The sequence below is a fragment of the Nocardia sp. NPDC050793 genome (assembly GCF_040654065.1).
In the GTDB taxonomy this organism is placed as follows: Bacteria; Actinomycetota; Actinomycetes; order Mycobacteriales; family Mycobacteriaceae; genus Nocardia.
On sequence record NZ_JBFAHG010000003.1, the window covers coordinates 363,866 to 378,815 of the forward strand.

Genomic DNA, 14,950 nt, shown 5'->3' on the forward strand with positions numbered 1-14,950 from the left:
CGGTTACGCGCGCGCGGGTCGGGACATAGCGATGTGCATCCTCGGAGCTTGCTGATCAAGGCATAGTCCGCTCTACCACGCTACCTGCGTGGCAGGACCGCAGAGCCGGAGTCGGTGCGATCGACCACCGTGACGACCATGAGCAGTGTCTTCTGGCCCCGGTCGTCAACGTCGCCGACGGAGGCTAGCCGAGAATTAGCCAACCGTGCAGGCGGCGGCGCTCTACCATGGGGGAGATCCAGCGTGGGAGGTGACAAATGTTAGCGCGCGCGTGGATACGGTGGCTGGTCCTCCATCGCCTGGCACGGACCTATCTCTTGGTGTCGGCACGTCGGGGCGATCCCCTCGCGCAGATGGTGGTCGGCCCGGATCGCGTGCGCGGCGCGCCGCGCTCCGTAGAGGAGATCCGGCAGCGGGGCCGGATGTCCACGATAGCGCAGCAGGTGCGCGTGACCCCGGACCACGAACTGTGCAGGCTCATCCTGCGGGACCGTCGCTTCGGCACGGTCACGCCCAACAATCGAGCCGTGCCGAAGCTGATCCGATGGGTACTGACCGAGACGGATCTGGGGCTTCCCAACCTCGCGGAACCGCCCTCGATGCTGGTGACCGATCCGCCGGAGCACACCAAGTACCGACGCCTGGTCGGACAGGCATTCGCTCCGAAGGCGATAGCCAAACTCGAGGAGCGGATTGTCGAAGTGACCGATGACCTGCTCGAACGCCTGCAATCGACGCCGCGACCTGACCTGATCAGCGACTTCTCCGAACAGTTGCCCATCGCGATCATCGCCGAAATTCTCGGGTTGCCCGCCGACATGCATTCGACCCTGCTGAGGTGGGGAGACACCGGTGCGCCGCTGCTCGACCGAGGCCTGAGCTGGGCCGCTTTCCGCCGCGCCATCGAAGACTTGGCCGAGGGGCAGCGGTATTTCGACCGGCACATCGCCGGGCTCGCCGCCGAACCGGGCGACGATGTGCTCAGCCTGCTGGTGACAGGTGGCGAGCTCACCCGCCGCGAGCAGGTGGCCAACGCGGCCCTGCTGCTCGACGCCGGATTCTTGACGACGGTGAACATGCTCGGCAACGGAATCGCCCTGCTGACACGCCATCCGGACCAGCTGGAAATGCTGGCGGCGCAGCCGGAGCTGTGGCCGGGCGCGGTCGAGGAAATCCTGCGCTACGACGGTCCCATCCGGATAACGGGCCGCATCGCGAGCTGTGACGTCGACATCGCCGATCAGCACGTCAAATCAGGTTCCCTGGTCCTGCTGTTGCTGCAGGGCGCCAACAAGGACCCCACCGTCTTCCCCGATCCCGAACGATTCGATGTGACCAGGGCCAACGCCGCGGAACATCTCTCGTTCAGTAGCGGGGTGCACAGCTGCCTGGGCGCCCACCTCGCCCGATTGGAAGGCGCCATCGCGCTGCGAGCCCTCTTCGAGCGGTACCCGGATCTGCGGCTGGACGGCCCGCCGATCCCGCGTGGCCTGGTGAACCTGAACAGCTACCGCTCCATGCCCGCCAAACTCTCTGCCAACTAGCTGTTGTGGATTCATGACGTCGATGACATCAGCGCCGGGCCGACCTTCCGCAGCGATCGACGTGCACGGGTACGTCGTCCGCGGCTGGGAGCCGGTGGACCGATAGCTCGCGCGTGCCAGTTGTTGGTGGCTGGATCTGTCCTTACATGCCAGTAGTGGTCATGCTGGGCCAATGCTTCTCCGGCGGTTGGTCGCGCTTTACAGCGGATTGTGGTTGTACGGATTCTCCATGGCGGTCATGGTGCGCGCCGGGCTCGGCCTCGACCCGTGGGACGTGTTCCACCAGGGTGTGGCCAACCACGTGCCGCTCAGTTTCGGCGCGGTCACCGCGGTGACCGGCGCGGTGGTGCTGCTCGCGTGGATTCCGTTGCGGCAGCGCCCCGGCCTGGGCACGATCAGCAATATCGTGGTGATCGGGTTGTCGGTGGACGCAGGACTGTGGCTGTTGCCGACGTGGGAATCGCTGCCGGTGCGCGTCGCCGCGATGCTCGCGGCCGTGGCGCTCAATGCCGCGGCCACCGTGCTCTATATCGGCGCGGGCATGGGTCCGGGGCCGCGCGATGGACTGATGACTGGCCTGGTCCGGCGCACCGGCTGGTCCGTCCGGCTGATTCGCACCGCCATCGAGGTGACGGTGCTGGTCACCGGTTGGCTGCTGGGCGGCAGCGTCGGCATCGGCACCCTCGTCTACGCGTTCGGCATCGGGCCGCTGATCCAGCTCACGATCCCCGCCGTCGACCGCCACCTCCCGGGTTTCCAGGCCGTCCGCGCGCCGAATCCCGCTGCGGCGGAATTGGCTTCGGAGCGCCTCTAGTATCGACACATGATCCAGCTGACCGAGCCACGGCCAGTACCTTCTGCCCTTACCAGCCCGCGGCCGCTGCGGCCAACGGCGGATTTCGGCCCAGATGATCGTCTTCGCGGATGGCTTGTCACCGCATTTCTCACCGCACTCGCGGCGGTCACCCGTTTCACCAATCTGAATTATCCGACCGACGGCGGACATCCGGTATTCGACGAGAAGTACTACGCGTCGCAGGGCTGGGAGATGCTGACCAACGGGATGGGGATCGATGACAATCCGGGGTATTCCGTCATCGTCCATCCGCCGGTCGGGAAGATGGCGATCGCGCTCGGCGAAGCGATATTCGGCTACAACGCCTGGGGTTGGCGGTTCGCCGCCGCGGTAGCCGGAACCGTGTTGGTGCTGATCGTGATTCGTATCGCGCGGCGGCTGACGCGTTCGACCGCGGTCGGCGCGATCGCGGGCATCCTGATGGTCGCCGAGGGCGTGACTTTCGTCCAGTCCCGCATCGGGATGCTCGATATCTTCATGGCTTTGTTCGCCACCGCCGCATTCGGCTGCCTCGTCGTGGATCGCGACGAGACGCGGGCGCGAATGGCCTACGCCGATCTCGCCGGACGCACGCTGTCGACACCGTACGGGCCGAGGCTGGGCGTGCGATGGTGGCGGTTCGGCGCGGGCGTATTCCTGGGGCTCGCCTGCGGGACGAAGTGGTCGGGAAGCTACTTCTTGGTCGCCTTCTTTCTGATGTCCCTGGTCTTCACCGCGGTCGCGCGGCGTTCCTACGGTGTGGCCCGGCCGTGGGCAGGCACGCTCGTGCGCGACCTGCTCCCGTCGATGTACGCGCTGATCGTCGTTCCGATGGGTCTCTACCTCGCCTCGTATGGCGGGTGGTTCGCCAGCGAGACCGGTATCAACAGATACGCGGTCGGAAATCACATAGGCGCGGGGGGATTCTTTTCCTTCGTTCCCGACGCGCTGCGGTCGCTCTGGTACAACAGCGGCGAAGTTCTCGATTTCCATACGCACCTGACGAATTCGGCGGGTAATCACCATCCGTGGGAGTCGAAGCCGTGGACTTGGCCGATGGGGCTGCGTCCGATGCTGTACTACTTCCCCGATCCCGGTACGGCGACCGGCTGTGGCGATTCGCCGTGCGTGAAAGCCGTCATGCTGCTGGGCACGCCCGCCATCTGGTGGCTGGCATTCCCCGTACTGCTCTGGGCCGCTTGGCGATCCGTCGCCGGTCGTGACTGGCGGTACGCGTCCGTGCTGGCGTGCTATCTGGCGGCGTGGCTGCCCTGGTTCGGGTCCCTGGATCGTCAGATGTACTTCTTCTACGCCACGGCGATGGCGCCGTTCCTGGTGATCCTGCTCGCGATCGGACTCGGCGATATTCTGGGCCGCGTATCGGCCGCCCACGAGCGCGGGCGTCTGCAATTGCTGATCGTCTGCCTGTATCTCGGAATCGTGATCGCGAACTTCGTCTGGATATGGCCGGTTCTCACGGCGACGCCGATTTCGATGGACACCTGGAATCGTCAGTTGTGGCTTCCGAGTTGGCGATAGCGCACGTCCGATGCAACCCGCCGTGGGCGCTGAACTTCCGCATCGCGCTCGCCGCACAGGCGGCGAGGCTGCGTTCACCCCGGGCGACGCGATGGCCGGATCCGAGGGTTGCGTGTCCTTGAGGACATGACCGCGCCCGCCCAGACTGGGCGTATGGAATCGGATCGAGGCGATGTGGTGGTGGCGATCGCGGACGGCGTGCTGTTGCTCGACGTCGCCGGACCGGTGCAGGTCCTGCACTGGGCGGGCCACCGCATCCGATTCGCCTCACCGGACGGCGCACCGGCGCGCACCGACGTCGGCGCGCCGCTCGGTGTGGAGGGGACCATCGATGACCTCGCCGCCCGCGCCGACACCTTGATCGTGCCGGGATACGCGGTGGGCGAAGCGCTTTCGCCCCAGCTGGTGCACGCCGTTGCCGCCGCGGCGGCGGACGCGCGCCGGGTGGCGTCGGTCTGTACCGGCGCTTTCGTGCTGGCCGAGGCCGGTCTGCTGGACGGACGGCGGGCCACGACCCATTGGCTGGCGTGTGCCGAACTGGCGCAACGGTTTCCGCGCATCGCCGTGCAGCCGGATGCCATCTATGTGCGCGACGGACGGATCGTCACCTCGGCGGGTGTGAGTGCGGGCATCGACATGGCGCTGGCGCTGGTCGAGGAGGATCACGGGCCGGAGGCGGCGCGGTCGATCGCGAAGCATCTGGTGGTGTTTCTGCGCCGACCGGGCGGGCAGTCGCAGTTCAGCCTGCACACCGGTACCGCGACGCCACGCGCGGGCGGACTGCGTGCGGCGATGGACTCGGTCGTCGCCGACCCGGCGGCCGATCACAGCCTGGCCGCGCTCGCGACCCGCGCCGCGGTGAGCGAACGCCATCTGACCAGGTTGTTCCGCAAGGAGATCGGCATGACCCCGGCGCAGTACGTGGAGCGCGCACGGATCGAGGCGGCCCAGCGCCTGCTGGAGGCGGGCGACGAGGGCGTGTCGACCGTCGCCCGGCGCAGCGGGCTCGGCTCCGAGGAGACCATGCGCCGCACCTTCCTGAAACGGCTCGGCGTCACGCCGACCGATTACCGCAACAGATTCCGCGCCGCAGTGCGCTGAATTCCCGTCCCGCACGCCGTATCCCGCGGCGTCGCGGTGCTTTTCACCGAACGAGGGGAGACCCATGTCCATGTCACGTCGCGCCGCTCTCGGCGCCGGTCTGGCCGGCGCCGCGCTCGCCTGGACCGCCGATCACGCGGCGGCGCAGGCGGATTCGCTCGCCCTGCCGTCCACGCCGCTGGCGAGCCGCGCCACCGAACTGATCGACCGGGAGCTTGCGCCGCACCTGCGCAATCACAGCGTGCGCGGCTACCTGTTCAGCCGGGCCGTCGCGGCCGGGCACGGTCTGGCGCCCGGAACCGGCTACGACGAGGAGCTGATGTATCTGATCTGCGCGCTGCACGACATCGGCCTCGGCGAGATCGCCAACGGCGACCAGCGTTTCGAGGTCGACGGCGCGGACTACGCCGCCCGCTTCCTGGAGGACAACGGTGTCACCGACGACCGGGTGGACGTCGTCTGGGACGCGATCGCCGCGCACACCTCCGGACTCAGCGATTCACCCGTCTACCGCCGCAGGCGCCGCCCGGAGATCTGGATCGCGGTGCAAGGCATCGGCATCGACCTCGGCGGCAGCCCGGCCGACTTACCGCCCGGCTACGCCGACCTGGTGCACGCGCGCTACCCCAGGCTGGGCGGCAGCCGCGCCCTCGCCGACTCCGTCGAAACGCAGGCGCTGGCGAAACCGCACAAGGCGCCGCCCGGCTCGCTGCCAGGCGACATCCTCCGCCAACGACACCCGGAACTGCCCTACCTGACCTGGGACGCGATCCTGGCGACCGGCGGCTGGGGCGACTAGACCGTTTCCTTGGCGGCCAGGTCGGCCTTCCATTCGCGGAAGCCTTCCTCGGTGCGGCCGCGGCGCCAATAGCCCGAGATCGACGCGGCCCACTCCGCGGGCACCTGCCGTTCCCTGCGGATGTAGCGGCGCAGGTCGTGCATCACGGCCTGCGCCTCGCCGTGGATGAAGACCTGGACGCGACCGTCGCGCCACGGGGTGGCCCGCACGGTCTCGGCGAGCAGCTCGCCCGCGGGTCGTGCGCCGCGGTGCAGCCAGGTGAACTCGACACCCTCCGGCTTGTCGAGCTTCAGTTCGTCGTCGGGTCCCGACACCTCGACGAAGGCGTGGCCGACGGCGTCGGCGGGCATCGCCTCCAAGGCGGCAGCGATCGCGGGCAGCGCCGCCTCGTCTCCGGCGAGCAGGTGCCAGTCGGCATCGGCGCGCGGGGTGTACGCGCCGCCAGGGCCGTACAGGTCGATGGTCTCGCCGGGCTGCACCGACGCCGCCCACGGCCCCGCGATGCCCTCCGAACCGTGGAAGACGAAGTCGGCGGCCAGCGTTCCGGCGTCGGCGTCCACCGAGCGGACGGTGTAGGTGCGCAGTACATCGACTCCATCACGCGGGAAGATGAATTTCACGTAGGAGTCGGTGAATTCGCTGGGCCGGAACGCGGCGAAACCCGGACCGCCGAAGTGGACGCGGATCAGGTGCGGGGTCAGCCATTCGGTGCGCAGCACGGTGAGGGTGGTGCGGGGGCGTGCCAAGGTAACCTCCGGGCGGTCGATGATTTAGGTATGCCTTACCAACCGTACCTGGATTCGGGGCGGTGCGGGGTGTGCCGTTCCGCCGCTCGTCGCGTGGCCCGGAGACTTCGCCGCACTACGCGGCCGCGACCTTGGCGACGAGCTCGAAGGAGCGGGCGCGGTCCTCGATGTCGTAGACGAGGGTGTTGAGCATCAGCTCGTCGGCCTCGGTGCGGCGCAGCAGGTCGTCGAGCTGCGCGCGCACCGTCTCCGGCGAGCCCATCACCTGGCCCGCGCGGCGCTGCGCGATGAAATGGCTCTCCCGCTCGGAGGGCTGGAAGGCCGCGGCCTCCTCCGGCGTCGGCAGCGCCCGCGCCCTGCCGGAGGTCAGGTAGAGGAAGGCGAGGTCGCGCGGGCGGGCCAAGGCGTCGGCGCGCTCGTCGGTGTCGGCGCAGATCGCCGAGATGGCGACCATGGCGTGCGGCCGCTCCAGCTGCTCGGAGGGACGGAAGTTGTCGCGATAGAGCGCGAGGGCGGCCTCGGTGTTCGTCGGGCTGATGTGGTGCGCGAAGGCGAAGCGCACCCCGAGCACCGCCGCCACCTGCGCGCTGTAGCCGCTCGACCCGAGGAGCCAGATCTCCGGTGCCGCGCCGCGCCCCGGCGTCGCGGTGATGCCGCCCGGCCCAACGCCGCGAAAGTACCGCAGCAGATCGGCCAGCTCGCTGGGGAACGATTCCGCTGACAGCCCCTCGGCAGTGCGCCGCAGCGCGAGCGCGGTCGCCTGGTCGGTGCCGGGGGCGCGTCCGATGCCGAGATCGATCCGGCCCGGATGCAGGGCGTCCAGGGTGCCGAACTGTTCGGCGACCACCAGCGGCGCGTGGTTGGGCAGCATGACACCGCCCGAACCCACCCGGATGCGCGCGGTAGCCGCGGCCAGGTGCGCGATCACCACGCTCGGCGAGGAGCTGGCGATGCCCGGCATGTTGTGGTGCTCGGCCACCCAGAACCGCTGATAGCCCAATTCCTCGGTCCGCCGGGCCAATTCGGTCGTCGCGGCGAGCGCCTCGCCGGGGCTCGCGCCGGCCTGCACGGGTGCGAGATCCAGAACGGACAGCGGGACGTCGATCATGCGGCTCCTCCATAGCAGACGGCCACCGGTGCAACGTCCCGCGTCGCCGACCTATTTCCGGCGCGTCAGCGGTCGGCGCCGAGGGCGCGGAAGACGATCGCCATCGGCGGCGCCATCGGCACCGGCCTCTTCTACGGCGCGGGCGGGGCCATCGAACAGGCCGGGCCCGCGCTGATCCTGGCCTACCTTGCCGCGGGCCTGGCGATCTTCGTGATCATGCGCGCGCTCGGCGAACTGCTCACTTACCGGCCGGTCTCCGGCAGCTTCGCCGAATACGCGCACGAATTCCTCGGCCGCTTCGCCGGTTTCGTGACGGGCTGGACGTACTGGGCGGTATGGGTCGCGACCTGCATGGCCGAGATCACCGTCGCGGGCAAGTACGTGCAGTACTGGTTCGACATCGAGCCGTGGATCACCGCGCTGGTGGTGCTCGGGGTGATGTTCGCGGCGAACATGATCTCGGTGCGGTTGTTCGGCGAGGGCGAGTTCTGGTTCTCCGCCATCAAGGTCACCGCGATCCTGGCCATGATCGGCATCGGCATCGCCGTGCTGGTCTTCGGCATCGGCCACGCGACCGACCCGACCGTGACGAACCTGTGGAACGACGGCGGCGTGTTCCCGAACGGCTTCGGCCAGTCCCTGCTGGTGCTGCAGATCGTGCTGTTCGCCTACATCACCTCGGTCTCCACCATCGGCATCATCTTCGTCTGGGGCATGATCCTGGTCAGCCACCTGCTCTACCGCGCCAAGGTCAGCCGCGGCCTGCTGCCCGCCAGCGATTACCGCCTGCCCGGCGCGCCGGTGACGTCGGTGGCGGCGCTGGCCTTCCTCGGTCTCGTCGTGGTCCTGCTGTTCTGGACCGAGAGCGGACGCACCGCGATCGTCGTCGGCGTCGTGTGGGCGGTGCTGGTGTGCGCCGGTTACGTGGCGATGGAGAAGTTCGGCGGCGGTGTGCGCGAGAAGGAGGATGTCTCGGTGCGGTGACGCGCCGGGCATCGAACCCGGTAGACCGCTGTCGGAACACATCGCCCCGCGTCCGCCCGGCGCGGGGCGATCCGTCCTCCGGCCACGTTCGCTACGGTTGGTCGAAGGGGGCCGCGAGCCCGATCCGTCCGATGCACGGAGGTAGCGATGGCGCAGAAAACGCTGGCCGAACTGATCCCCGGCGACTTGCCCCCGTCCATCGCCGCGCTGCCGCCGGACCGCAGGGCCGAACTGGCCGCGACAGTGGAGCGCGCGGAGGCCAAGCAGTTCGACGAGCTGCACGCGGCGGCGATCTCCCTGCTGGATCTGCTGCCGCGGATGCTGCGCGGCCCGGTGAAGAAGGCGGTGGGGCGGTGACCGTCCCGACCGTGGGCCCGCAGCTGGTCAAACTGGCGCGGACACTGCGCGTTCCGGTGGACGACCTCGGATACCTGGCCGACGTGCCCGATGTGGAACTGCGTCAGTTCCGTATGCAGGTCGCCGACATGCTCTTCGACCACCAGGCCTTCGGGCTGCGTCGAATGGCGCGCGCCGCCAAGGTCATTCCGACACCGATCCTGGTCAAGCTGGTCGGCCGCCACCACAACGCGCTGCTGGCCGCCAAGATGTCGGCGGTGCTCGACCCGGGGCACGCGGTGGAGGTGGCCAAACGCCTGCCCGTCGATTTTCTCGCCGACATCGCCGCTCAGCTCGACGCCCGCCACGCGGCGACCATCATCGCCGGGCTGCCCCCGGCCACCGTGCGGGCCGTCGCCGAGCGACTCGCCGCGCGCGGCGACTGGATCACGCTGGGCGATCTGATGTCGTCGGTCTCCGACGACACGGCGCGCGCCACCGTCGCGGGACTGGACGGGGTCGCGCTGACCCGCACGGCGTTCCTGGTCGACCAGGCCGTGCAGCTCGAGCGCTTCGTCGGGCTCGTGCCCGAATCGAAGCTCGCGGACATGCTTTCCGCGACCGCCGATCACGATCTATGGGCCGAGTTCCACACCACCCTTGCCGCGCTCTCACCGGACGCCGTTCGATCCGTGCGCGGGGCGGCCACCGGCCTGCCCACCGTCCAGCGCGACCGCGCTCTCGCCGAGATCGAAGGCCGCCGCGTCACGGAGTGACCAGGTGCCGGAATCAGGTCGTGCCGTCTGCGCTGCGGCGCGGCATCATGGCCGAGGCCACCAGCATGACCGCGGCCATCGCCGCGACCGTCACGAAGACCAAGTGCACCGCCGAGGCCAAGATATGCGGGGCGGGATGGTCGGTTTCGCCGACCCTCGAGTTGACGATCGCGCCGAACACGGCGACGCCGACGGCGCTGCCGATCGAGCGGGCGAACATATTGGCCGAGGTCACCACCCCGCGCTCGGACCATTCGGCGCTCGTCTGCGCGGCGATCAAGGTCGGCGTCGCGACCAAGCCCATGCCGGCGCCGATCACGAAACAGGACGCGGAGATCTGCCACAGCGTGGAGTGCTCATCGATGAGCATCGTGGACGCGGCTCCCAGCGCGGCGAGTCCGCTGCCGATGAGGGCGCTGCCGCGAAAGCCGATGCGTAGGTAGACCTTTCCGGCCTGGGAGGCGGCCAGCGGCCAGCCGAGGGTCAGCGCGCCGACGGTGAGCCCGGCGACCAGCGCGCTGGTGCCGAGCACGCCCTGGGTGAAGGTCGGCACGTAGGAGGTCAGGCCGATCAGCACCGCGCCGATCAGCACCGAGACCAGGCTGCTCGCCACGACCACCCTGCGGGTGAAGACCCACAGCGGCAGAATCGGATTGGCCGCCCGCCGCTCCACGAGCGCGAACAGGACGAGCACGAGACCGCCTCCGGCGAAGATGCCGATGCTCGCGGGCGAGGACCACGCCCACGCCTGCCCGCCTTCGAGCAGGCCGAGGATGATCGCGCCCGCGCCCAGCGTCAGCAGGGCGGCGCCGAGATAGTCGATGTCCTGGCTGCGCCGTACCGTCCGCTCGGTGAAGCTGCGCACCAGCATCCAGGCGGCGACCGCCGAGAGCGGCAGGTTGACCAGGAAGATCCAGCGCCAGCTGACGAAGTCGGCGAACACACCGCCCAGCAACGGACCCGCCACCGAGGACATCGCCCACACGCTGGCCAGATAGCCCTGTACCCTGGCGCGCTCGGTCAGTGTGTAGAGGTCGCCCGCGATCACCATGGTCATCGGCTGGATGGCGCCCGCGCCGATGCCCTGCACCGCGCGGAAGACGATCAGCGCGAGCATGCTGCCCGCGAGCCCGCACAGCAGCGAACCCAGCGCGAACACCGCGATGCCGAACAGGATCACCGGTTTGCGTCCGACCGTGTCGGCGAGTTTGCCGTAGATCGGCACCGTCACGGCCTGCGCGAGCAAATAGATCGAGAAGAGCCAGGGGAACTGGGCGAACCCGCCGAGGCTGTCCGTGATGGACAGCACCGCGGTGGCGATGATGGTCGAATCGAGGGCGACGAGCCCGGTCGACAGCATCAGCGACCCGAGAATCGCCCCGCGTTCGGACCGGAGGCCGATGGACGACTGCGTGGTCTCGGTCGCCACCGGCGGCCCCTTTCGTTCGTTCGACTAAGCATCTCGAACGAACGTATCCCCGGCCCAGCTATTCCCGCACGGAAATTTCCGGGGGCACTCGACGCAGCCCGCCGATCGGACGCGAGGCGAATTTCGACGGCCTTCCTCCCGCTCCGGCCAGTAGGCTGGCTTGGTCGCTCGGCCTACCGTGGCGCGGCGCGATCCGATCTCGACAGCGAAGGGGCCGGAATGTCATTGCGAGGACAGCTCGGCGTGGCGGAGTCGGCGGGCGCGCTCGTCTTCGGGACTCCGCAGGAGACCGCCGACGGGTCGGTCATCGTCACCGCCGCGCGGGTCGGCTGGTTGCGCGGCACGGCGCGGCCGCTCGGCGTCTTCGTCGTCAAGGACGGTCAGGCCACCTGGACGCCGGCCGTCGACGCGGGCCGGATCGCCCTTCTCGGCGAGACGATCGGTCTGGTGGCCGTGACGCTCGGCTTGCTCGCGATCGTCCGGCGCCCGCCGTGGCCGGACCTGTCCCGCTGATCGGTCGACCGATCTGTCTCGGGAAAGCCCAGGTCGTACGGCTCGGAAAGCGTTCCCGCCGTGCGGTATCGGGTCCGTTCCGTCCCGGATTGCAAGACAGAGCGACGATCTCGGGGCGAGTCGTGCGACTATGGGACGCAGGTCGCGAACCAGGCGGACGCACATCATCGGCGATGGGCACACACCCGCTCGGCACGGCCAGGCGGTGCCGCCGGTGTTTCGCGGTGATCCGGCGCGATGTCGGACCGGACCGTTAAGCTCGGCTCAACCGTGATGCGACAGCGAGAGTTTGGTTTTCCGTGAAGGGGGAACGATGGACACGCTGAAGCTCGACCCGGCGGCGATGGCCGCCTACACCGCGATAGCGGAGACCGTGGCGCAACAGCTGGCGCAGGCATCGGCCGCCGCGTCCGGCGCGGTGAACCCGCAGAAGCTCGACGCCGATCTCGGCATGGTCGGCGCGGAGTTCGTCGCGCGGTTCACCGCCGCGGTGTCCGAGCACACCCAGGCACTGTCCACCGCGGGCCAGCTGGTGGCCGCCTACGGTCAGGTGCTGCGCGACTACGGCGCGGCCATGCAGACCGGCGACGCGGAGACCGCCGCCGCTCTGGGGAAGACCGAGGAGGAGCTGGCATGAGGCGGCTCAGCGCGTTACGCAGGCGGCGCCCCACCGAACAGACCAGCACCGATACGCTGCCGGTGGTCAGCAACGATCCCACCTCCGACCCGCCGATCGTCGCGGCACTGGTGCAGCCGATGCTCTCGCTGCGCGCCACGCTCGGTACCGGAGCCACCCTGCCCGATCGGGCCATCACGGGCGCGCTGTCGGCCGCGTCCACGCACACCGCCGATTCCGAGGGCCCGCACCGGGACGGTCTGTACGCGCTGGAGTCCACCTGGACCTCGCGCGGCGCGGACGCCGCCGTGCCCGCACTGCGCACCACCCAGACCGAGATCGGCGAGATCTCCGATCGGGGCCCCGCCTACCTGTCGGTGCTCGGCGACGCCCAAGCCACCAGTGCGCGCGCCGCGCGCCGGGTGGACCAGATCATCGCCGACTTCCGCCGCGACGCCAGGGTGATTCTCGGCAACGCGACCGCCGCGCCCGACACCGACGCGGTCATCGAGCGCGCGGCCCAGGCGCTGCGCGACGCGATCACCACCGTCGGCGCCGCGCGCACCGAGATGAACGACCACACCCGTCGATTGGACGAGATGGGCCCGCTCACCGTCACCGCACCGGGCGGTGTCGGCGGCACGAGCCAGCCGTATGTCGGCGGCACCTCGCCCGCCGCCGTTCCCGGCGTCACCGTGCAGGGCCAGCCCTTGGATCCGGCGCAGGCCGCCCAGCTCCAGTTGCAGCAGCAGCTCATCTCGGCGGGCGTGCAGCTGGGCACCTCGGCCATTTCCGCCGGTGTCGACATCGGCACGCATCTGATCGACAAGATCGTCGAAGTCGGCACGCACGCCATGGACACCGTGGCGGCCTCCGCGGACAAGGTGATCGAGAAGGCGATCCCAGAACTGATCAACCCGGGCAGCACCACGAACGGCGCCAACAACGGCGGCACGTCCGGTACGCCTTCGAAGGTGATCGACTTCGGCGGCGGATCGTCGCCGTCGAACCCGTCGCAGAACGTGACGGGCCCGAGCGCGAAACCGGACGCCCCGAAGCCGGAGTCCAGGCCCGCGCCGCCCGCATCGATCATCCCGTCCACGCCGCAGGACGGGCCGCCCAAACCGCCCGAGCCGACCGGACAGCCTGGCACGCACGGCGGCGTCGCGATGCCGCCGCCGATGGGCGGCGATCAAGACCGCAGGCCGCGCGACGGCCAGCTCGGTGTGACGGTTCCCGCGGCCGCGATGATTCCGGAATCGGTGACCGTCCCGGCCGCCGTGATCGGCGACTTCGGCGATGACGCGCCCTGACCAGGGCCCGACGAACAAGCAGCAGGGCCAGCCGAATCCGTTCGACACCGGGCTGCCGATGCTGCGCCTGCCCGCGCCGCCGACCGGTAAGCGTCGACGGCGTCGGCCATCGGCGCGTCGGTCCGGGTCGTCGTCCAGTGCACCGCTGCGTGCGCCGGAACCGCCGCGCACACCGCCACATCCGCCCGAGCCGTCGCGCGCTGCGCCGCGCCCGATGCCGGAGCCGTTCTACGGGCCTGAATCACCGCACCCCGCAACGCCGCTCGCAGAGCCGGGGCCGTCCTACAGGCCCGAATTGCCGCGCGCCGCGTCGCCCGCGATGCCGGAGCCGTTCTACGGGCCCGAATCACCGCACCCCGCAACGCCGCTCGCGGAGCCGGGGCCGTTCTACGAGCATGAACCGCCGCGGGCCGAGCCGCCGCCGGTGCGCCAACCGCCGCGACGGATGGGCGAGTGGGCCGAATGGCTCGACCCGCCGATCCGCTCCGAGGAACCCGCGGAGTCGCCGACCGTCGAAATCCAGGTTCCGGTCGACGAGGAGCCGGAACCGGAGCGCGGTGGCGACGATGACGTACCGCTGGTCCCCGCGATCATCGACCGCACCGGCGGCAATCCCGGTCCGGCGCTGCGCCGTCCGCGTCAGCAGGAGCAGCAGCCCGAGCGCGGCAACAAGATCCTCGCGGTGCTGATCGTTCTCGGCCTGCTCGTGGCGGTGGGTTCGATTCTGTGGGCGGTGCTGCCCAGCTCGGGAACTCGCGCCGCGCCGACGCCGACGAGCTCGGCGCCCGCGGCCGACGACGCCAGGCCGACCGTGTCGCCGACGCCGACCGGGCCAGAATCTCCGGCGGCGGTGGCGACTCCAGGATGCGAACAGCGCCGCACGGGTGATGTCGTCTCGGGCACCGGCGTCGGTGGCACCACCGACGGCCCCTCGGCGATCCTGGCCTTCGAGCGCGCCTACTACGTGCAACGCTCGGGCATCGCGGCCCGCGCCGTGGTGGCCACGGATGCGACGGTCCCGCCCGCCGAGCAGATCCAGCGCGGCATCGATCAGGTGCCGGTCGGCACCCGCTACTGCGTGCAAATCACCCGCACCGCCGCAGGGGCGGGGGATGGGCAGTCGCACTGGGAAGTTCGGCTCACCCAGCAGTATCCGGATCAGCTGCCGAAGACCTTCACCCAGATCATCACCACCAAGACCGTCACCGGACGGACCGTGATCACCGGCATCTCGATGGCCTGACTCCCGCGCGAGCCACCGGTCCACCTGCGCGGCCAGCCGAGCCAGCAGCACCGGCGGCGGCGTGTCCG

14 protein-coding genes and 1 pseudogene are annotated in these 14,950 nt (G+C 69.7%); 12 read left to right on the plus strand and 3 right to left on the minus strand.

Going from position 1 to position 14,950, the window contains the following annotated elements; genetic code table 11:
• The first annotated feature begins 257 nt into the window (after window positions 1-257).
• The 5 genes from AB0H50_RS12210 (at window position 258) to AB0H50_RS12230 (ending at window position 5,818) form a co-directional block, all read left to right on the plus strand.
• Entirely contained in the window at window positions 258-1,544 is a 1,287-nt protein-coding gene (locus AB0H50_RS12210; protein ID WP_357450311.1) for a cytochrome P450, read from the plus strand.
• Between the two features lie 172 nt (window positions 1,545-1,716).
• A complete protein-coding gene (locus AB0H50_RS12215) occupies window positions 1,717-2,358 on the plus strand; it encodes a hypothetical protein (RefSeq protein ID WP_357450313.1) in 642 nt (213 codons plus the stop codon).
• Between the two features lie 9 nt (window positions 2,359-2,367).
• On the plus strand, window positions 2,368-3,918 hold the full coding sequence (locus AB0H50_RS12220; RefSeq protein ID WP_357450316.1) for a phospholipid carrier-dependent glycosyltransferase: 1,551 nt from the start codon (window positions 2,368-2,370) through the stop codon (window positions 3,916-3,918).
• 153 nt (window positions 3,919-4,071) lie between these two features.
• On the plus strand, window positions 4,072-5,019 hold the full coding sequence (locus tag AB0H50_RS12225; RefSeq protein ID WP_357450319.1) for a DJ-1/PfpI family protein: 948 nt from the start codon (window positions 4,072-4,074) through the stop codon (window positions 5,017-5,019).
• A gap of 64 nt (window positions 5,020-5,083) precedes the next feature.
• Entirely contained in the window at window positions 5,084-5,818 is a 735-nt protein-coding gene (locus AB0H50_RS12230) for an HD domain-containing protein (protein WP_357450322.1), read from the plus strand.
• On the opposite strand, the gene AB0H50_RS12235 is transcribed toward AB0H50_RS12230, so the two are convergent.
• The gene (locus AB0H50_RS12235) at window positions 5,815-6,564 is read right to left on the minus strand and encodes a siderophore-interacting protein (RefSeq protein WP_357450325.1); all 750 of its coding nucleotides are present in this window, start codon (window positions 6,562-6,564) and stop codon (window positions 5,815-5,817) included. The two genes, AB0H50_RS12230 and AB0H50_RS12235, sit on opposite strands and share 4 nt — an antisense overlap.
• Window positions 6,565-6,679: 115 nt before the next feature.
• On the minus strand, window positions 6,680-7,672 hold the full coding sequence (locus AB0H50_RS12240; protein ID WP_357450328.1) for an LLM class flavin-dependent oxidoreductase: 993 nt from the start codon (window positions 7,670-7,672) through the stop codon (window positions 6,680-6,682).
• Window positions 7,673-7,768: 96 nt separating this feature from the next.
• On the opposite strand from AB0H50_RS12240, the pseudogene AB0H50_RS12245 reads away from it, so the two are divergent.
• The 3 genes and pseudogenes from AB0H50_RS12245 to AB0H50_RS12255 all read left to right on the plus strand — a co-directional run.
• Window positions 7,769-8,656 (plus strand): annotated as a pseudogene (locus tag AB0H50_RS12245) (amino acid permease); the annotation flags it as partial.
• Window positions 8,657-8,803: 147 nt separating this feature from the next.
• Complete coding sequence (locus tag AB0H50_RS12250) at window positions 8,804-9,013, plus strand: hypothetical protein (protein WP_357450331.1); 210 nt, start codon at window positions 8,804-8,806, stop codon at window positions 9,011-9,013.
• Window positions 9,010-9,768 carry a hypothetical protein gene (locus tag AB0H50_RS12255; RefSeq protein ID WP_357450334.1) on the plus strand — a complete coding sequence of 253 codons (759 nt, stop codon included), beginning with the start codon at window positions 9,010-9,012 and terminating at the stop codon, window positions 9,766-9,768. The genes AB0H50_RS12250 and AB0H50_RS12255 overlap by 4 nt, the downstream gene beginning before the upstream one ends.
• 13 nt (window positions 9,769-9,781) lie before the next feature.
• Here the strand turns inward: AB0H50_RS12255 and AB0H50_RS12260 are convergent, their stop codons facing one another.
• The gene (locus tag AB0H50_RS12260; protein ID WP_357450337.1) at window positions 9,782-11,197 is read right to left on the minus strand and encodes an MDR family MFS transporter; all 1,416 of its coding nucleotides are present in this window, start codon (window positions 11,195-11,197) and stop codon (window positions 9,782-9,784) included.
• Window positions 11,198-11,416: 219 nt separating this feature from the next.
• Here AB0H50_RS12260 and AB0H50_RS12265 point away from each other — a divergent pair, with 219 nt between their 5' ends.
• The 4 genes from AB0H50_RS12265 (at window position 11,417) to AB0H50_RS12280 (ending at window position 14,882) form a co-directional block, all read left to right on the plus strand.
• Window positions 11,417-11,710 (plus strand): hypothetical protein, encoded by a 294-nt coding sequence (locus AB0H50_RS12265; RefSeq protein WP_357450340.1) that lies wholly within the window; start codon window positions 11,417-11,419, stop codon window positions 11,708-11,710.
• A gap of 313 nt (window positions 11,711-12,023) precedes the next feature.
• Complete coding sequence (locus AB0H50_RS12270; RefSeq protein WP_357450343.1) at window positions 12,024-12,347, plus strand: hypothetical protein; 324 nt, start codon at window positions 12,024-12,026, stop codon at window positions 12,345-12,347.
• Window positions 12,344-13,639 carry a hypothetical protein gene (locus tag AB0H50_RS12275; RefSeq protein WP_357450346.1) on the plus strand — a complete coding sequence of 432 codons (1,296 nt, stop codon included), beginning with the start codon at window positions 12,344-12,346 and terminating at the stop codon, window positions 13,637-13,639. The genes AB0H50_RS12270 and AB0H50_RS12275 overlap by 4 nt, the downstream gene beginning before the upstream one ends.
• On the plus strand, window positions 13,626-14,882 hold the full coding sequence (locus AB0H50_RS12280; RefSeq protein ID WP_357450349.1) for a hypothetical protein: 1,257 nt from the start codon (window positions 13,626-13,628) through the stop codon (window positions 14,880-14,882). Before AB0H50_RS12275 ends, AB0H50_RS12280 begins: the two co-directional genes overlap by 14 nt.
• Window positions 14,883-14,950: the final 68 nt, after the last annotated feature.